At 66.5% G+C, this 17,687-nt stretch carries 18 protein-coding genes; 7 read left to right on the plus strand and 11 right to left on the minus strand.

Going from position 1 to position 17,687, the window contains the following annotated elements:
* Nucleotides 1–6: 6 nt before the first annotated feature.
* The 3 genes from AZ34_RS03565 to AZ34_RS03575 all read left to right on the plus strand — a co-directional run bounded on the left by AZ34_RS03565 (nt 7) and on the right by AZ34_RS03575 (nt 3,359).
* Nucleotides 7–825, plus strand: coding sequence for a lysophospholipid acyltransferase family protein (locus AZ34_RS03565; RefSeq protein WP_231495451.1), 819 nt, complete (start codon nt 7–9; stop codon nt 823–825).
* Between the two features lie 132 nt (nt 826–957).
* Nucleotides 958–2,118 carry a YjgN family protein gene (locus AZ34_RS03570; RefSeq protein ID WP_035604869.1) on the plus strand — a complete coding sequence of 387 codons (1,161 nt, stop codon included), beginning with the start codon at nt 958–960 and terminating at the stop codon, nt 2,116–2,118.
* Nucleotides 2,119–2,147: 29 nt separating this feature from the next.
* A complete protein-coding gene (locus tag AZ34_RS03575) occupies nt 2,148–3,359 on the plus strand; it encodes a M48 family metallopeptidase (protein ID WP_155831710.1) in 1,212 nt (403 codons plus the stop codon).
* 65 nt (nt 3,360–3,424) lie between these two features.
* Here AZ34_RS03575 and AZ34_RS03580 read toward each other — a convergent pair whose 3' ends face one another.
* The gene (locus AZ34_RS03580; protein ID WP_035610782.1) at nt 3,425–4,504 is read right to left on the minus strand and encodes an ABC transporter ATP-binding protein; all 1,080 of its coding nucleotides are present in this window, start codon (nt 4,502–4,504) and stop codon (nt 3,425–3,427) included.
* A 205-nt stretch (nt 4,505–4,709) separates the two neighbouring features.
* On the opposite strand from AZ34_RS03580, the gene AZ34_RS03585 reads away from it, so the two are divergent.
* Nucleotides 4,710–6,344, plus strand: coding sequence for an ABC transporter permease (locus tag AZ34_RS03585; protein ID WP_231495567.1), 1,635 nt, complete (start codon nt 4,710–4,712; stop codon nt 6,342–6,344).
* Between the two features lie 40 nt (nt 6,345–6,384).
* On the opposite strand, the gene AZ34_RS03590 is transcribed toward AZ34_RS03585, so the two are convergent.
* The gene (locus tag AZ34_RS03590) at nt 6,385–6,777 is read right to left on the minus strand and encodes a c-type cytochrome (RefSeq protein ID WP_051509500.1); all 393 of its coding nucleotides are present in this window, start codon (nt 6,775–6,777) and stop codon (nt 6,385–6,387) included.
* A gap of 22 nt (nt 6,778–6,799) precedes the next feature.
* Here AZ34_RS03590 and dtd point away from each other — a divergent pair, with 22 nt between their 5' ends.
* The gene (gene dtd, locus AZ34_RS03595; protein ID WP_035604876.1) at nt 6,800–7,240 is read left to right on the plus strand and encodes a D-aminoacyl-tRNA deacylase; all 441 of its coding nucleotides are present in this window, start codon (nt 6,800–6,802) and stop codon (nt 7,238–7,240) included.
* Nucleotides 7,241–7,283: 43 nt separating this feature from the next.
* Nucleotides 7,284–7,997, plus strand: a complete 714-nt coding sequence (locus AZ34_RS18180) for a hypothetical protein (RefSeq protein WP_231495452.1) — start codon at nt 7,284–7,286, stop codon at nt 7,995–7,997.
* Between the two features lie 31 nt (nt 7,998–8,028).
* Here AZ34_RS18180 and ybeY read toward each other — a convergent pair whose 3' ends face one another.
* Nucleotides 8,029–8,523 (minus strand): rRNA maturation RNase YbeY, encoded by a 495-nt coding sequence (ybeY, locus tag AZ34_RS03605; RefSeq protein WP_051509502.1) that lies wholly within the window; start codon nt 8,521–8,523, stop codon nt 8,029–8,031.
* Nucleotides 8,520–9,476, minus strand: coding sequence for a PhoH family protein (locus AZ34_RS03610; RefSeq protein ID WP_035604879.1), 957 nt, complete (start codon nt 9,474–9,476; stop codon nt 8,520–8,522). Before AZ34_RS03610 ends, ybeY begins: the two co-directional genes overlap by 4 nt.
* A gap of 60 nt (nt 9,477–9,536) precedes the next feature.
* On the opposite strand from AZ34_RS03610, the gene ruvA reads away from it, so the two are divergent.
* The gene (gene ruvA / locus AZ34_RS03615) at nt 9,537–10,121 is read left to right on the plus strand and encodes a Holliday junction branch migration protein RuvA (RefSeq protein ID WP_035604881.1); all 585 of its coding nucleotides are present in this window, start codon (nt 9,537–9,539) and stop codon (nt 10,119–10,121) included.
* Between the two features lie 75 nt (nt 10,122–10,196).
* Here ruvA and AZ34_RS17515 read toward each other — a convergent pair whose 3' ends face one another.
* The 7 genes from AZ34_RS17515 to AZ34_RS03650 all read right to left on the minus strand — a co-directional run bounded on the left by AZ34_RS17515 (nt 10,197) and on the right by AZ34_RS03650 (nt 17,682).
* Nucleotides 10,197–11,462 (minus strand): carbonic anhydrase, encoded by a 1,266-nt coding sequence (locus tag AZ34_RS17515; RefSeq protein ID WP_081767063.1) that lies wholly within the window; start codon nt 11,460–11,462, stop codon nt 10,197–10,199.
* 199 nt (nt 11,463–11,661) lie between these two features.
* Nucleotides 11,662–12,348: a cysteine hydrolase family protein gene (locus tag AZ34_RS03625; RefSeq protein ID WP_035604883.1), complete on the minus strand. Its 687-nt coding sequence runs from the start codon at nt 12,346–12,348 to the stop codon at nt 11,662–11,664.
* Nucleotides 12,345–13,274: an ABC transporter permease gene (locus tag AZ34_RS03630; RefSeq protein ID WP_035604885.1), complete on the minus strand. Its 930-nt coding sequence runs from the start codon at nt 13,272–13,274 to the stop codon at nt 12,345–12,347. Before AZ34_RS03630 ends, AZ34_RS03625 begins: the two co-directional genes overlap by 4 nt.
* 7 nt (nt 13,275–13,281) lie before the next feature.
* Nucleotides 13,282–14,415: an ABC transporter permease gene (locus tag AZ34_RS03635; RefSeq protein WP_035604888.1), complete on the minus strand. Its 1,134-nt coding sequence runs from the start codon at nt 14,413–14,415 to the stop codon at nt 13,282–13,284.
* Nucleotides 14,408–15,943 (minus strand): ABC transporter ATP-binding protein, encoded by a 1,536-nt coding sequence (locus tag AZ34_RS03640; RefSeq protein ID WP_035604891.1) that lies wholly within the window; start codon nt 15,941–15,943, stop codon nt 14,408–14,410. Before AZ34_RS03640 ends, AZ34_RS03635 begins: the two co-directional genes overlap by 8 nt.
* A gap of 181 nt (nt 15,944–16,124) precedes the next feature.
* On the minus strand, nt 16,125–17,216 hold the full coding sequence (locus AZ34_RS03645; RefSeq protein WP_035604893.1) for a BMP family ABC transporter substrate-binding protein: 1,092 nt from the start codon (nt 17,214–17,216) through the stop codon (nt 16,125–16,127).
* Between the two features lie 79 nt (nt 17,217–17,295).
* The gene (locus AZ34_RS03650) at nt 17,296–17,682 is read right to left on the minus strand and encodes a VOC family protein (protein ID WP_035604895.1); all 387 of its coding nucleotides are present in this window, start codon (nt 17,680–17,682) and stop codon (nt 17,296–17,298) included.
* Nucleotides 17,683–17,687 lie beyond the last annotated feature (5 nt).

The raw sequence follows: 17,687 nt of genomic DNA on the forward strand, positions 1-17,687 counted from the left end.
AGGCGCATGACGAAGCAAGTTCAATCGGATCTGCGTGGCCGAAGCCCATCTGGCGTGGGCCGGCGCCAGCCTAGTCAGGTCTCACGGCTGCGCGCCAGCTGGCGCCTGGCCCGTGCCTTCCTGCACCTCTTCCATGGCCTGCTCATCATCGGCCTGATCTTTCCGCGTCTGAACGAGGAGGCCCGTGCCCTGCGTGTGCAGATCTGGGCACGCGCGCTGTTGCGCCACCTGGGTCTGCGTGTGGAGGTGCGCGGCGACGTGGTGCGACCCGGGCCCTTGCTGCTGGCGTCCAACCACATCTCCTGGCTGGACATCATGAGCCTGCACGCGGCGCGCTACTGCCGCTTCGTCGCCAAGGCCGACATCCAGCGTTGGCCGCTGGTGGGGCGACTGGTGACGGGCGCGGGCACGCTGTACATCCAGCGCGAGTCGCGGCGTGACGCGATGCGAGTCGTTCAGCACATCGCCGAGCGCCTGCGCGCGGGTGAGGTGCTTGCGGTCTTTCCCGAAGGCACCACCAGCGATGGACAGGACTTGCTCCCCTTCCACGCCAACCTGCTGCAGGCTGCCATCAGCGCCGAGGCGCCCGTGCAGCCCGTCGCCCTGGACTTTCTGGACAGCCGGGGCCAGCGCAGCCTCGCGCCGTGCTACATCGGTGACGACTCCCTGCTGGACACCGCCTGGCGCACGGCCCGCTCCAAGGGGCTGGTGGTGCGTGTGACCTTCGGTCCACCGCAGACGGCGCAGGGGCGGGATCGCCGAGCTTGGGCGGATGCGCTGCGCGACGAGGTCATCCGCCTGCGCGCGGAGTCTGTGCAGGGCTGAGTGAGCCGAATTGCGATCAGCCATCGGTTCGCTCCGGGCTTGATTTTTACGGTTTGTTTCGGTCCTCCGCGCGGGGCCTCAGGTCTCGCGCGTGAGAATGGCTGAACCATCCATGACTCAGGGAGCCGCAAGTTGCAGCACATCGAAGATCAGGGCGGCCTCGCGCCGTCCGAACCCCAGCCGGGGGAGCCGCGTCCGACCGAACTCGGCATCCGTTTCGTCGGCTCGGGTAGCGAATATTTCCGCATCTGGATCGTCAACCTGCTGCTCACGCTGGTGACCGTCGGCTTCTACTACCCCTTTGCCAAGACGCGGCGGCTGAAGTATTTCTACGGCGCGACCGAGGTGGGCGGGCACCCGCTGTCCTTCCATGGACAGCCTTGGGCGATGTTCCGGGGTTATGTGTTTGCCGTATTACTTGTGGGTGTGTACAACGCAGCAGACTACCTGTCGCCCGTCGTCGGGTTGTTGGCTTTTGCGCTTCTGATGTTGGCGTGGCCGGCCCTGTGGCATGCCTCCTTGCGATTCAGGCTGGCCAATACCGGGTGGCGAGGACTGCGCTTTCGGTTCACCGGCACGCGTGGTGGGTCATACCACGCGTTCTCGTTGCTGATTGCGGTGCTTTTGGTGTTTTTCATTGGCGTCACTTTGGCCAGCCTGCAGTCGCAGGTGCTCAGGAGCCACGCCTTGGTTTTGATCCTGTTGTCCTATCCCGTCGCTCTTGTATTGATCCCTGCCGGTTTCTGGCTGCACAGGCGTTATCAACAAGGTCATTTGGCGATCGCCAACGAACAAGCCGCGTTCCATGTTGGCGCTAGCAAGTTCTATCGCCTGTTCGGTGTTGCCTTTGTTTATTTCCTGTTAGTGCTGCTGGTCGCGGGACTCGCGATTTTTGCGCTGGGTAAGGTCGGTGCCTTGTCGTCGAACTGGCTGCTCACGGCCATTCTGATCGTCGCGTATCTGGCGGTCTTGTGCGTGGTCGGCGGATACTTCACAGCCCGCCTGCAAAACCTGGTCTGGAACGGCACCCGCAGCCCGGGCCTGGCCTTCCGCAGTACCTTGTCAGCCATCGCCTTGATCAAACTCTGGTTCAAGAACTGGCTGCTGACCCTTCTCACGATCGGCCTGTACCACCCCTACGCCAAGGTGGCCAATGCGCGTCTGCGCCTGGAGGCCGTGTCCTTGCTGGCCACGGTCAACCTGGACGAACTGGTGGCTGCGCAGGATGCGAACGCCGCCACGGCCACGGGGGAAGCGGCCGGGGACCTGTTCGGCCTGGATCTGGGCCTTTGAGTTCGAGTTCTGTCTGACAGGCAAACCGCATGTCCAACGTCTCACCCTCAACATCCTCGCTGAACGCTGAGTCGCCGCAAGCGCTGTACTTCGATGGCCGCAGCGCGCGGCCATTGCCGGTGCGTTTGGACGTGGACCGTGGGGACCTGCGGGCCTGGTGTGTTGCCGAGGAAAGCGCGTCGACTGTGTCAAGGGAAGCGAGCGGGGTGGAAATCGCGCGGTGGCCACTGAAACAGGTGCAATGGCCCGAACGCACGCGCCACGGACAGCGCGTCATCCTGCTGGCTCACGGTGGTTCCTTGCAGGTGGCGGATGCGGCGGCCTTCGACGCCTGGCGTGTCGCCCTCGGGCACAGCGACGGCTGGGTGGTGCGCGCGCAGCTGCATTGGCGCGGCGTGCTGCTGGCCTTGGTCCTGCTGCTGGGCTTGCTCTTGGCCGGCTACCGCTGGGGCTTGCCCTGGGCGGCGGTGCAAGTGGTGCGGGCCTTGCCTGCGCAGGTGGATGAGGCTTTGGGCCAAGAAGCGCTCGGGTATCTGGACGCGCACCTGCTGTCGCCCAGTAGCTTGCCAGCGCAGCGCCAGGCCGAATTGCGCGCTGCCTTGGACCAGGCCCTGCGGGCGATGGACGCAGCGCCCGTGCCCTGGACGTTGCACTTCCGCGCGGGTGTGCCCGGGTCCGAGACTCTGGACCCGCCATCCGCGTCGAGCACGGACACCCCCAGCGTAGAACCCACGGACGAGGGCGGCACAGGCGAGGGCAAGTCCACCCGAGGCGGCATCGGTCCCAACGCGCTGGCCCTGCCCGGCGGCCACATCATCGTCACCGACGAACTGGTGCAACTGCTGGACGGCCGCGACGATGCCCTGCTCGGCGTGCTGGGCCATGAATACGGCCACGTGCGCCTGCGCCACGGCATGCAGTCTCTGGCGCGGCTGACGCTGGCCTCGGCGGCGGTGTCGGTGGTGGTGGGTGACTTCAGCAGCCTGCTGGGCGCCGTGCCTCTGCTGCTGGCGCAGATGGACTATTCACGCCATGCCGAGCGCGAGGCCGACGCCGAGGCGGTGCGCCTTTTGCGCGCCAACCGGCTCTCGCCCGAGGCCATGGTGGTGTTCTTCGAGCGCATGGCCGCGCGTCAGCCGGCGCGTCGCACGCGCGAGGAAGGCGGCTTGCCCATCGCTCTGTCCAGCCATCCGGCGGACGCCGAGCGCATCCGCTTCTTCACCGAGGCAGCGCGGCCTTGAGGGATTGAAGCGCTGAGCTACTGCGCTGTGCCGAGGCGCTGAAGTGAGCGCGCAGGCCTGTGCCCTCAGTCCCGTGCCGGGAACGTCACCACATGGTCCACCTCGGGCCGGATGCCGATCCATTCGCCGATGCGGTGGTTGTGATGGCTGGGCACATGGGCCAGCACGGTCTGGCCATTGGCCAGGCGCAGGGTGTAGAGGAATTCCGAGCCGCGGAAGGCCTTGCGCAGGATCTCCGCCTTCACTGGCGCGCTGTCGTCGTGCACGATGTCGTCGGCGCGCAGCAGGATGTCGCGGCCCTCGCCTGGGTGGGCGTCGGCGAAGTGGCTGGAATTCACCTCGCTCAGTTCTCCCAGCGGTGTCTGCACGACGACACGGCCATTGACCTCGCTGACGGTCGCGGGTGCGAACACGCCATGGCCGATGAAGTCCGCCACGAAGCGCGTGGCTGGCCGGTGGTAGAGCGTGTAGGCGTCAGCCCATTGGTGCAGGCGACCTTCGTGCATGACGCCGATGTGGTCGCCGATGGCGAAGGCCTCCAGTTGGTCGTGCGTGACGAACAGCGCCGTGGCCTGCGCCGCCTTGAGGATGGTGCGCACCTCGTGCGCCAGGCGCTCGCGCAGGTCCACGTCGAGGTTGGAGAAGGGCTCGTCCAGCAGCAGCAGCTGGGGCCGCGGCGCCAGCGCGCGGGCCAGGGCCACGCGTTGCTGCTGCCCGCCGGAGAGTTCATGCGGGTAGCGTGCCTCGTAGCCTTCCAGGCCCACCAGGGCCAGCACCTCGCGCACGCGGGCCTGGCGTTCCGCGGCGTCCGGCTTGGGCTTGAGGTGTTCCAGGCCAAAACCGACGTTGCGCGCCACCGTCAGGTGGGGAAAGAGCGCATAGTCCTGGAACACCATGCCGATGCGGCGTTCCTCGGGCGGCAACTGCAGGCCCGCGCTGCCGACCACGCGGCCCTGCAGGCGGATCTCGCCGCCGCTGACCTGCTCCAGACCGGCCACGGTGCGCAGCAGCGTGGTCTTGCCGCAGCCCGAAGGGCCGATCAACACACCGATGTCACCCGCGTTCAATTGCAGCGACACACCGCGCACGGCGGACTGGGGCGCGCCCGCGTAGCGCACATCGAGGTCTTGGACTTCCAGGAACATGGAGAGCATTGTAGATGCGTACAATTCTCAATTGCTCCGGGCGGCCTTGTGGCCCTGCGTTAACCTCGCCGAGCCCACTTCCGCTTCCGCCCCCGCCTTCCATCCCAAGTTCTCCCCCGTGCCTCTTTCTTTCCCGTCTTCCGCATGGTCCCAGTGCCTGGCCTGGCTGCGTCCGGTCCTTCTGTTGGTGTTCACGGCCTTGCTGATGCTGCCGGTGCTGGCCTTGTTCGTCGCCTGGTGGCCGGGCGACCTGACGCCCTGGATGGGCGTGGGCGGCCTGGAGGAGGGCGTGCGCGCGCTGGACGTGGTGCGCGAGATGGCGTCTTCCGTCCTCCCGCGGTACATCGGCACCACCTTGCTGCTGTGTCTGCTGGTGGGCCTGGGCGTGACCCTGGTGGGGCTCGCCACGGCGGCGGCCGTCACCCTGTTCGACTTTCCAGGCCGGCGCTTTTTTGAGTGGGCGCTGCTTCTGCCCCTGGCCATGCCGGCCTATGTGGTGGCCTACGCCTACACGGACTTCCTGCAGTACAGCGGTGCCTTCCAGCAGGGCCTGCGGGCGCTGACCGGCGCTGAGGGTCGCATGTTCCCCGAGATCCGCAACACCTGGGGCGCCGCCTGGGTGCTGACGTTCTCCTTGTATCCCTACGTCTACTTGTTGGCACGCACCGCACTGGCCGAACGCGCCGCGCATTTGATGGAAGCCGCGCGCCTGCTCGGCGCGCCGCTGCGCGCCCGCGTGCGCATGGTGGCCCTACCCCTGGCGCGTCCCGCCGTGGCCGCGGGCGTGGCGCTGGCCCTGATGGAGACGCTGGCCGATTTTGGCGTGTCCAGCTACTTCGGCATCCAGACCTTCACCGCCGGCATCTACAAGGCCTGGCTGGCCATGGACCACCGCATCGCCGCCGCGCAACTGTCGACCTTGCTGCTGGGCGCGGTGGCCGTGTTGCTGTGGCTGGAGCAACGCTCGCGCGCGCGCCTGCGTTTCGTCACGGCGCGCGGTGGCGCGGGCGGCGCCGCAGCCTCGGGCGAGCAAGCGCGGCCCGTGAATCTGCAAGGTGCGGGCTGGGGCGGGCTGTCCTGGGGACGGTGGGGGGCCTGGCTGGTCTGCGCGCTGCCCATCGTCATGGGCTTTGTCGCGCCCGTGCTCTTCATGCTGCACCCGCTGCTGGGCAACTGGGCCGACTTGCCCTGGGACCGCTTTCTGGGCTGGGCCGCCAACAGCGTGCGCCTGGGTCTGATCGCCGCCGTGCTGGCCGTGGCCGTGGCCTTGCTGCTGGCCTTCGCGCTGCGCCGCCGGCCCGATCCGCTGACGCGCGGCGTGGTCCGCATCGCCGGCCTGGGTTACGCCGTGCCGGGCGCCGTGGTTGTGGTCGGCCTGCTGCTGCCCGTGGGCTGGGTGCAGACGAACTGGCCGAGCAGCAGCCTCTCGTACTGGATCACCGCCACCTCGCTGGGCATCGTCTGGGCCTACCTGGTGCGCTTCACCGCCGTCGCGCTGGAGTCCGTGCAGAGCGGCTACGCGCGCATCCCGCCCAGCCTGGACGACAGCGCGCGCCTGCTGGGCGCGGGCGGCTGGGGCCTGCTGACGCGCGTGCACGGCCCGCTGCTGCGTCGCCCGCTGATCGCGGCAACCCTGCTGGTTTTCGTGGACGTGATGAAGGAACTGCCCGCCACCCTGGTGCTGCGTCCCTTCAACAGCGACACCCTGGCCGTGGTGACCTACCAGTTGGCACGCGACGAGCGCCTGGGTGAAGCCGCCCTGCCCGCGCTGGCCCTGGTGCTGGTGGGCCTGATTCCGGTGGTGATGCTGAGCCGGGCCTTGCGCAGCCGTCCGGCCTGAGGCTGCGGGCGGGAGCGCGCCAGACGCTTGGCTGCCGCGCTCAGCGCTTGAGCGTCGAGTAGTAGAAGGCCACGGCCTCGATCTCCGCGTCCGTCAGACCCAGGGTGATCTGCTGCATCACGGTGGACGGCCGCCGGCCGTCGCGGAAGTCGCGCAACTGCAGCACCATGTACCCCCGAGGGAGCGCGACCAGCGGAGGAATGATGGAATCCTTCGGGGGGCGGCCCTCGGTGCCATGGCAGGTAGCGCAGACGGCGGCCAGGGTGCGCTGCCGCGCCAGGCTGAACGCGGGCGGCGCGGCGCTCTGGATGGCCGGTGCACGAGCCTCGGCCGCCTGTTGCGCCTGCGCCCGGGCGTCGCCGGTGGAAGCGCAGCCTTGGACCACGAGCAACAAGCCCATCAGCAACGCGGTAGAACGGGGGCGGGTCAGCATGGGCCGGGTTATAAACCTTCTCATGCTCGCTTTACTGCAACGTGTGAAAGAAGCCCGCGTCGACGTCGCGGGCCAAACCGTCGGTGCCATTGATCAAGGACTGCTGGTGCTGCTCTGCGCCGAGCGCGGCGACAGCGAGGCCGTGGCCGACAAGCTGCTGGCCAAGATCCTCAAGCTGCGCATCTTTTCGGATGACGCCGGGAAGATGAACAAGAGTGTGGTGGATGTGGGTGGAGGCCTGCTCATCGTCAGCCAGTTCACGCTGGCTGCCGACACCTCCAGTGGCAACCGGCCCAGCTTCACCAATGCCGCGCCGCCAGACGAGGGGCGCAGGCTGTACGACTACTTCGTGGCCCAGGCGCGGAGTTCACATCCTGTTGTTCAGACTGGGCAGTTCGCGGCGGACATGCAGGTGCATCTGGTCAATGACGGGCCGGTGACGGTGCCTTTGGCAATCAATTGATAGCGCTAAAGGATGCCAATATTTGTCAACGTGAGAGGTGGAAATGAAGCTTGAGAGGGGTTTGATTGTCTCCGTAGTTGTTGGATTTTTAATCACGTCCCTTTTGTGGATATGGAACTTCCGTACCTCCACTATTTCAGGAAATCCTTCCGATTGGGGCGCATTTGGTGACTACCTTGGTGGTGTTCTTTCTCCAGTGTTGGCTTTCGTCAGTTTTGTAGGGTTGCTGTTAACTATCCGTACACAGCGTTCTGACGCAGACATAGCAAGAATTGTGAATGACGATCGAGAGTACTTTGAGCATGCTGTGCGTTGCATGCAGCGTGCGTATGAGGTGCTCACGAATGATGGGAAATCGTCAATCCCTGTGAGGGATAGATTGAAGTGGTTGACGTCAGCAAGGCTACTGCTGACGGGTGGAAAGAATGCGAGCCGAATCTCTTGTCACTCACAAGGGCTAAAAGATACTTACATTGGTGAAGAAGAGTACTGGCGTAGAAGGTTCTATGAACTACTGGAACCAATCTCACCTGGAAGTGTGGGGGCCCATAAGAACTATTTTGAAACAGATGAGTCTGAGCTGGCGGCTGGAATAGAAGAACGTTCTATCAAGGTGATCTATGACTTCATTGACTGGCCGAATGAAATGCCTGATCCGATTGATGAGGTACCGTATTACTCCAAGGAAGAGTTGCAACGAATGAAGGCAGGTATGCGGGGTATTGCCGACTATGTAAATTCTTGGAGGCAAGTGTAAGGATGATTTTTGTAGTCTTTTTAAGAAAAAATTAGTACGGACTTGTATACCCCATCCCCTCCATCAACAACACCTCCAGCGCCTCCATCTCCAGCGCATCGCTTTCGCTGGTCTCATGGTCGTACCCCTGCGCATGCAGGGTGCCGTGCACCAGCAGATGGGCGTAGTGTTCTTCCAGCGTCTTGTTCTGTTCCTTCGCTTCCTTGGCCACCACGCTCGCGCAGAGCACGAGGTCGGCGGTGACGACCGGCTCCTGCGTGTAGTCGAAGGTCAGGACGTTGGTGGCGTAGTCCTTGTTCCGGTAGTCGCGGTTGAGCGCGCGGCCTTCGGCGGCGCCGACGACACGCACGGTGATCTCGGCATCGCGCAACAGGGCCATGCGCATCCAGCGCGTGACGCGGGCCTTGCCCAGAAGCTTCTTGTGCGCTTCGGGCACGGCGGCGCCGAACTGCAGGTCCAGCGCAAGATCCGGCAGATCGTTGGACGGATGGGCAGACGAGCGAGTCGTGCGTGGGCTGGCTTTCATGCGCGGTCTCCGGCGTGTGTACTTTCAGTCCGGCGCTTGTCGTAGGCATCGACGATGCGCGCGACCAGGGGGTGGCGCACCACATCGATGCTGGTGAAGCGGCAGATGGCGATGCCCTTGACGCGTTTGAGCACGCGTTCGGCGTCGACCAGACCGCTCAGCTGTGTCTTGGGCAGGTCGATCTGGCTCACGTCCCCCGTGACGACGGCGCGCGCGCCGAAGCCGATGCGGGTCAGGAACATCTTCATCTGCTCGGGCGTGGTGTTCTGCGCTTCGTCGAGGATGACGAAGGCATTGTTCAGCGTGCGCCCGCGCATGAAGGCCAGGGGCGCGATTTCGAGTGCGTTGCGTTCGAAGGCCTTTTGCACTTTCTCGAAACCCATCAGGTCGTAGAGCGCGTCGTAGAGCGGGCGCAGGTACGGGTCCACCTTTTGCGTCAGGTCACCGGGCAGGAAGCCCAGGCGTTCCCCGGCTTCCACGGCCGGGCGCGTTAGCACGATGCGCTGCACCGCGCTGCGTTCCAGCGCATCGACGGCGGCGGCCACGGCCAGGTAGGTTTTGCCGGTGCCCGCGGGGCCGATGCCGAAGGTGATGTCGTGGTTGGCGATGCTCTCCATGTAGTGCGCCTGATTGGGCGTGCGGGCGCGCAGGTCCTGCCGCCGGGTGTGCAGGACTTCGCCACCGTCGTCCAGCGTCATGCTGCTGTCGCCCGCGAGCATGAGCTGCACATGGTCCGGCTGCACGGGGCGCGCCGCCATCTCATACAGCGCCTGCAGCACTTCGAGCGCGCGTTGCGCGGGTTTCTTCGCGCCGTCGATCTTGAACTGCTCGTGCCGGTGGGCGATCTTGACCAGCAGCGCGGTTTCGATGGTGCGCAGGTGCTCGTCGGCGGGGCCGCAGAGATTGGCCAGGCGTGTGTTGTTGGGCGGGGTGAAATCGTGGCGCAGGATCATTGGGATGCAGGGGTGGATAATTTCCGGTCGGTTTCAAACACAGTGAATGATAGGTTCCCCATGATCGGCAGGCTTTCCGGCACCCTACTCGCGAAAAATCCCCCCGAGGTCCTGGTGGACTGCCACGGCGTGGGCTACGAGGTGCAGGTGTCCATGAACACCTTCTACCACCTGCCCGCGCTGGGCCAGCCCGTGACGCTGCTCACGCACTTCGTGGTGCGCGAGGACGCGCAACTGCTCTACGGCTTCGGCGAGGACGCCGAGCGCGCCGCCTTCCGCGAGCTGATCAAGGTCAGCGGCGTGGGGCCGCGCACGGCGCTGGCCGTGCTCTCGGGCATGAGCGTGGCCGAGCTGGCCCAGGCCGTGACCCAGCAGGAGATGGGCCGCTTGCTCAAGGCGCCCGGCGTGGGCAAGAAGACGGCGGAGCGTCTGCTGCTGGAGCTCAAGGGCAAGCTCGGCGCCGACATCGGCGTGGCGGGGGCTGGCGCGGCTGCGGTGGCGCATGACGCGCAGGCCGATATCCAGCAGGCCTTGCTGGCCCTGGGTTACAGCGACAAGGAGGCGGCCGCCGCGCTCAAGGCCTTGCCCAAGGACGTGGACGTGAGCGACGGCATCCGCCTCGCGCTGAAGTCGCTTGCCAAATGAAAACAGGCCCTGCGTGCAGGGCCTGTTTCAGTTCAACTCAGCTGGGCTGGCCGTTTGGCCAGCGTGGCCCCGGACTCAGTTTGCGGGCATCGCGCCCGTGAGCGTGATGGCGTCGCGGATGGTGCGGCTGTTGCGCGGCTGCAGCGGACGGGCCGTTTTGCTGTAGAGCTGGTTGTACATGTAAAGCTGCTCGGGGCTGATCTGCACCGGCTGCTTGAGCACCAGCCACAACACGCCCTCAGTGCAGGGCGGCGTGGTCAGCGAACCGAAGTAGGAGTAATAACGCTGGTCCTTCGGCAGGATGTCGTTGATGTCCACCAGGTCGGGCGGCAGGCGCACGCTGTCGCTCGGTCCCAGGGGCATGTGGGTCCAGACTCTTTCGACCAGGGCGTTGGGCTCACCGGTCTCGAACAGCACCGTCACCACGGCCAGCTGGCCCATGTCGTTCTTGTGCACGAAGTGCGCGCCCAGTGGGAAACGCTGGCCGTTGATGGTTTCTTCGGCCGGGGCGTGGAAGTGGAACTGCAGTAGCCGGTACTTGGTGTTGCGCACGCTCAGCACGTTGTCGGTGTTGTAGACCTTGACTTCGATGCCGTGGCCCGTGTCGGTGACCGTGCCCTTGCTGGGTTTGTAGGTGAACAGCAGCGGCTCGGCCGGACCCTTGAGGGTGTCATCGTCGCGGATGGCGATGGGTGACTGCATCTTGCCCTTGCCGCACATGGCGTATTCGGGCTTGAGCTTGTGCCAGTTCTGCGGGCCACCCAGGCCTTCGTAGCTCCAGTGCTCGGGCAGTTCGGGTTCCGGCGGGGTCTTGGGTTTGGGTGCGGGCAGGGGTTTGGCGCGGATCACGATGCCCGGGGCGTTGCGCGGGTTCGAGGATTGCGCCAGGCGGGCCTGGCCCTGCTGTTCGGCCTTGCGCGTCTGCGCGCTGGTGGTGGGCTTGCTGCCTTGCGGCGCGGCGCCAGGGTTCTTCGGCGGTTGCGTGCCGGGAGCCATGCCGCCGCTGCTGCTGTTCTGGTCGATGATGATGTTGAGCTGCTTGCCCGTGGCGTCGCCGCCGTTCATCGCGTCCTTGATCTGGTTGGCGATGGTGTTGCTGCCGCCCTCCACGCGGACCGGGGCCGCTTCGGTCGCGGGCTGGCGTACAGGGCTGGTCGCCACGTCGGCCTGAGGGGCGACTGGAAGACTGACAGGGCCGCCAGCGCTTTGCGAGGAGGGCGCCTGGGCCTGGGCATGACCGAGTACGGGTGCCAGGGCGGTGGCGATCAGGGCCAGCACGGCGGCGCCGGTGAACAAGGCGTGCAACTGCTGGCGCAAGGACGGTGCGGTGCGTGTTTTCATGGTTGTCGTGATCCCGATTTCCCGTGGTCTGGTCCGGATTCGCGGATGAATTGCGAAATCCTATAGGACTCGTCATCCTATCGGCAAGCCGGGGGAGGTACTTGAGCGCTATATTTTCTGCTGCGCGCATGACAGCCGGGCATTTCGGGTATTTTCCCGCAGGTCACCCCATCGCGGCGGCGCCTGGCCCGGGATCGGCTCAGGCCGGGAAACCTTGCCGCCAGCCCGCCAGCAAGTCCTGCGAGGTCATGACCAGCCCCAGGTGCAGGGACACCATGGACAGCGCGGCCGACTCCAGGTGGTCGTCGGTCCCGCGCACCAGATCGCGCAGCACGATCACGCGGTAGTTGAGGTTGTTGGCGTCGAAGGCGCTGTTGAGCACGCAGCAGTCGGTGAAACCACCGTCGAACACCACGGTGCTGATGCGCTGGTTGCGCAGCAGGAAGTCCAGGTCGGTCGGGTAGAAGGCCGACAGCCTGCGCTTGTTCTCGACCCGCAGGTCCTGGGGCAGCACCTCGGTCACCCACTCGGTCCAGGGGCTCCCTTCGATGGCATGGGCCGCGGCGTTCGGAATCGGGCCGACATGCAGCGGGAAGGTGCGCCGCCATGCGGCCGGGATGCCGGCCAGGTCGTCCGCGCCACCGGCGCGCAGCACCGACTTGATGTGCACGATGGGCACGCCCAGCGCCCGCGCCTGGCGGTGAAAGGCGTCGATGGGCGCGACCACGTCGCGCGCACGCGGCGCGGGGCAAGGGCAATCGGGGCTGTCTTCCAGATGGCCCCGGTGCATGTCGATGGACAGAACCGCCGTGCTGGCCGGGTCCAGGTAATCGCGGAAATCGGCGGCCGGCACCTCGCGCGGCTGGTCGTAGACCCAGACTTTCATCGCCGTTCCTCCCGCACATACGGTTCGCCCAGGGCGCCGGGCTGGGCGTCGCTGCCCTGGCGCCGGCCCAGGGCCACCCAGACCATCACGCCCAGGGTGATGGCGTAGGGTGTCATCAGCACGAAGTACTGTGGCAGTCGGATGCCGGCCGCAGCCAGCTGCGGGATCAGCGCCTCCACGCAGCCGAACAGCACCGCGCCGGCCAGGGCCTTCCAGGGCGACCAGCGGGCGAAGATGACCAAGCCCACCGCGATCCAGCCGCGCCCGCCGGTCATGCCGGCGATCCAGAGCTTGGTGGACAGCAGCGAAATGTAGGCGCCGGCCAGACCCACCAGGGCCGCGCCCGCGAGCACCGCGACGAAGCGGTAGGCGCTGACCGGAATGCCGGCTGCATCCGCCGCCTGCGGGTTCTCGCCCACGGCGCGCCATTTCAACCCGGTGCCGCTGCGATTGAGAAACCACACCGCCGCCAGGAAGATGAAGGGCGTGAGGAAGGCCACGGGGTTTTGCACGAACAGGCCACCGATGACGGGCAGCTCGGACAAGGGCCACAGTGCCACTGGACCCTGTGCCGTGACCGGTACGCTGGTCCAGCCCAGCAACGTGCCCAGCAGGCTGGACAGGCCCTGGCAGAAGAACACGAGTACCAGGCCCGCGATCACCTGGTGGACGCGCAGCCAGACGACCATGATGGCGAACAGCACCGACACCAGGCTGGCCGCCAGCATGCTCAGGGTCAGGGACACCAAGGTCGAGCCGAAGGTGAGTTGCATGCCGATGGCCACCAGCGCGCCCACCAGCATCAGGCCCTCGGCGCCCAGCGAGAGAACCCCCGCCCGTTCGGTGAGGATCAGCCCCAGCGCGGCCAGCGCATAGGGCACGGCGAAGTCGGGGATGCTGCTGATCCAGTGACCCATCAGTTCCATGGTGACCTCATGCTGGCAACACGCGACGCAGGCGGTAGCGGATGAAAAAATCGGACGAGGCCACGCAGATCACGATGATGGCCTGGATCAGCTGCACCATCGAGAACGGCACCTGGTAGAAGACCTGCAGGCTGCGGCCGGCCACGAAGAGCGTGGCAATCAGCAGGGCCACGACCGTGGCCGCGACGGGGTGGTTGCGCGCGAGGAAGGCGATCAGGATGCCCGAGAAGCCGTAGCCATGGTGGAAGGCCTGGGTCAGGCGCCCCTCCTGCCCGGCCGCCACCAGAAAACCTGCCACGCCCGCCAGGGCGCCCGAGACCAGCACCGCCAGCAGCACCATGCGGTTCGTGGGCACGCCCGTGGCGTGCGCCACGCCCGGGTTGGCATCGACGAAGCGCAAGTAGAAGCCCGCCCGGCTGAGGTTGACCAGCCACCAGGCCAACAGCATGGCGAGCAAGGCCAGCGTGATCGCCGCGCCCGAAGGACCCAGGAATTCGGGCAGCCGCTCAAAGCTGCGGAACTGTGGCGAATGCGGGAAGGAGCTTTGCGGGTCTTTCCAGGCGCCATACACCATGTGCAGCAGGAAATTGCCCGCCACGTAGTTCAGCATCAGCGTGGCGATGATCTCGTTGACGCCCAGGCGCAGTTTGAGCAGCGCCGGCCCCAGCGCCCACAGCAGGCCGCAGGCCGCCGCCACGCAGAGCATCAGGGGCAGGCGCAGCGCGGGCGGCCCGACCTCCAGCACCGAGATCGCCGTCGCGCCAATCGCACCCCAGACCATCTGGCCTTCCAGGCCGAGGTTCCAGAATCTGGCGCGGAAGGCGATGGCGGCGGCCAGCCCAACCATGATCATGGGTGAGGCCTGGAACAACACCGCCTGCAGGCTTTGCGTGTCGAAGATGGTGGCGATCACGAATTCCTGGAACAGTTCACCCGCCGGCACGCCGGCCGCGACCAGGATGGCGCCCGAGGTGCCCAGGCCCGCCACCACGGCCAGCAGCAGCACCAGCACCTGCCGGGGCCAGGGCATGTGTTGGCGGACTTCGAGGGTGTAGCGCCGGCTGAGCAGGGGCTCGCGGCGGCGCGTGATCGTGGAGGTTGGGGAGGTGGCCGCGTCTGTCGGGGCCGCGAGCTCAGTCATGGTGGGTCATGGCTTGGCCAATCGCCTGGCGATCGGCCGGTGGTTCGAATTCGGCGACGATGCGTCCGCCAGCCATCACGCCGATGCGGTCGGCCAGTTGGAGCACTTCGTCCAGGTCTTCGCTGATCAACAACACGGCGGCACCGGTATCGCGGGCGGCGCGCAGGCGCGTGTGCACCTCGGCGCTGGCGCGCACGTCCAGGCCGCGGCTGGGGCTGTGCGCCAGCACCAGGCGGGGCTGCTTGCTGAACTCGCGCGCGATCACCAGCTTTTGCGCATTGCCTCCTGACAGCAGCGCGGCTTTCTGTGCCGGTGAGCGCACGCCTTGTACGTCGAAGGCCGCGACGGCCTGACGCGCGTCGGCGTCGAGCCGGCGTCGGCGCAGCCAGGCCCAGCCGCCGTAACGGCCGCCGCGCACCTGGCCGATGCCGAAGTTCTCGGCGACGGACAGGTTGCCGGCCAGGGCCAAGCGGTAGCGGTCGGCCGGGATGACGGCCATGCGCAGCGCATCGCGCCGCGCCGGGGGCAGGTTCCGGAGGTCCAGGGTCTGCAGGCGGATCTCGCCTTCGGTGGTGCCGGGCAGGCCCATGAGGGCGGCAGCCAGTTCGCTCTGGCCGTTGCCACCGACACCGGCGATGCCATAGATCTCGCCCGCGTGCACCGTGAGGTTGACGCCATCGAGCGCGCTGCGGCCTCGGGACTGCGTGCCACGCAGGTCACGGATCACCAGCAGCGGCACACCCGGAGCGTGGGCGGCGCGGTCGGGCTGGGCCTTGCCCGCGTCCACGCCGGGGCCCACGGTCAGTCGCACCAGCTCTGTCACCGAGGTCTCGGCCGGGTCCACCGTGGCCACGGTGCGCCCACCCCGCATCACGGTCACGCGATCGGCGTAGGCCTTGACATCGGCCATCTTGTGCGTGACCAGCGCGACGGCTGCGCCGTCCCGCGCCAGCGCGCGCACGGTTTCCAGCAGGCGAGCGGCTTCCTGGTCCGTCAGCACCGCAGTCGGTTCGTCCAGGATCAGGATGCGGGCGCCGGCCAGCAACACCTTGAGGATTTCGACACGCTGCTGCTCGGCGATGGACAGCCGATCAATGCGCGCCTTCGGGTCGATGGCGAAACCCAGGGCCTCGGCTTGCGCGCACACGCGCGCTTCGACCGCCGCGAGCCGCTGGCGATGGCTGGTCAGGGCTTCGGACTCGAATTCGGATTCGGGCAGGCTGAGCAGGATGTTCTCGGCCACTGTGAACGGCTGCACCAGCTTGAAATGCTGGTGAACCATGCCGATGCGCTGGCGGGCCGCGTCGCGTGGTCCCTGCAGGCGCACCGGGTTGTCATCCACCAGCAACTCGCCAGCCTCGGGTTTGTAGAGCCCGGCGGCGATGTTCATCAACGAGGACTTGCCCGCCCCGTTCTCGCCCAGCAGGGCATGCACCTCGCCCCAGCGCAGCTCGAAATGGGCGTCGGCCAGGGCGAGGAAACCGTCGAAGGTCTTGCGGATGCCCCGCAGGGCCAGCGCGTTGGTCATGAGGCCCCCACGCTCCCCACTGCGTGTGGTTCGCTGCCCCCCGAGGGGGCGCGAGCTTGCTTGGGGCGGCCCGGCGCGGCGGGCAAAACCGCCCCCCATGCTCCCCACTGCGTGGCATCGCTGCCCCCCGAGGGGGTGCGAGCTTGCTTGGGGCGGCCCGGCGCGGCGCTCATGCTCCCTCTCATTTCTGGGTTACCACGCCCTTGACGAACCAGTCCATCTTCCAGAGATCACCATCGGACAGAACCTGACCGGCGGCCACGCGCTGCTTGCCGTCGCGGTCGAGCAGCGGGCCGGCATAGATCTGCTTGCCCTTGAGCAGGGCGTCGCGCTCGGCCAGGATCAGCTTGGCCTTGTCGGCCGGCACGGCGGGGCCGAAACCTGCGATGTCGGTGCCGCCGTCCTTGAGCGGGATGAAGGCGCCGTAGGGCGCCGGCTTCCAGCCACCGGCGATGATTTTCTTGAGTTCGGTGACGAGGAACTTGTCCCAGACCCAGACGGACGAGCACAGCGTGGCCTTGGGCGCGAACTGGCGCAGGTCGCGGTGGTGGCCGGTGCCGTAGACGCCGCGTTCCTGGGCGACGATCTGCGGCGTGGGCGAATCCACGTGCTGGCCGATCACGTCGGCGCCCTGGTCGATCAGGGCCGAGGCGGCTGCGCGTTCCTTGACCGGGTCGTTCCAGGTGCCGGTGTAGATCACGTTCACGGTCGCGTTGGGGTTCATCTTCTGCGCGCCCAGGGCGAAGGCGTTGATGGTCCAGTTCACCACGCCAAAGGGGTTGGCCGCGACAAAGCCCAGCTTGCCGGTCTTGGAGGTCGCGCCAGCGGCCATGCCGCACAGGTACTGGCTTTCATAGGTGCGGCCGTAGAAGGATTCGAGGTTGGGGCCGTTGGTGGTGCCCGAGGCGTTCAGGAAGGCCACCTTGGGGTACTTGGCGGCCAGGTCCTTGAAGGCGTCGGAATGGCCGAAGGCGGTGCCGATCACGATGTTGGCACCGCGCGAGATGAAGCGTTCCGCCGCGGGCTTGATGACGGAGGCGTCCTCGGTGATGTTCTCGACGAAGTTGATCTTCAGGCCGAGTTCCTTTTCGATCTTGACGCGGGCCTCGTCGAAGGCCTGGGTCCAGCCGCCATCGTTCTTGGGGCCGTAGTACAGCATCGCGATGGACGGTTTGCCGGGCAGGGTGTAACCGTCGGCCGCGACAGCCGGTGTCACGGAGGCGGTGGTCGCCGTGAGGCTCACCGCGATGAGGGAGAACAGTTTGCGCAACATGGGAAGGCCTTTCTGATCAGGGGCGGGAGGAGGAAAGTGGGGGTGGAGGCGGAGTGATGGCGGGGCCTTGTGCTGGCCGTCACATCATGAAGTTGATGCGAAACACATTGCCTTCGGGGTCGAGCAGCACCGATTGGTACCAGTTGTAGTACGTCACATACGGGGGCTTGATCAGCGTGGCGCCGGCTTCGACCGCCAGCGGCACCCTGCGGTCCACCTCGTCCTTGCTGTCCACGTCGATGTTGAGCAGGAACTTCACGCCGCGCGTGTCCGAGAACTCGGAGAGCTGCAGCAGTTCGTAGGCGTCCAGCGCGTTGAACCCCAGGCTGGATTGGCCCGTGTCCAGCCCGCGGAAGATGGGCGAGCGGATGGACTCGATTTCAGGGAAGCCGAAGACCCGTTGGTAGAAGCCCGAAAGGGCGACCACGTCCTTGGCGAACACGTTCACGTAGGAGAGATGCGCCATGGTCG

Source organism: Hylemonella gracilis str. Niagara R (genome assembly GCF_000600295.1).
Classification (GTDB): Bacteria; Pseudomonadota; Gammaproteobacteria; order Burkholderiales; family Burkholderiaceae_C; genus Hylemonella; species Hylemonella gracilis_A.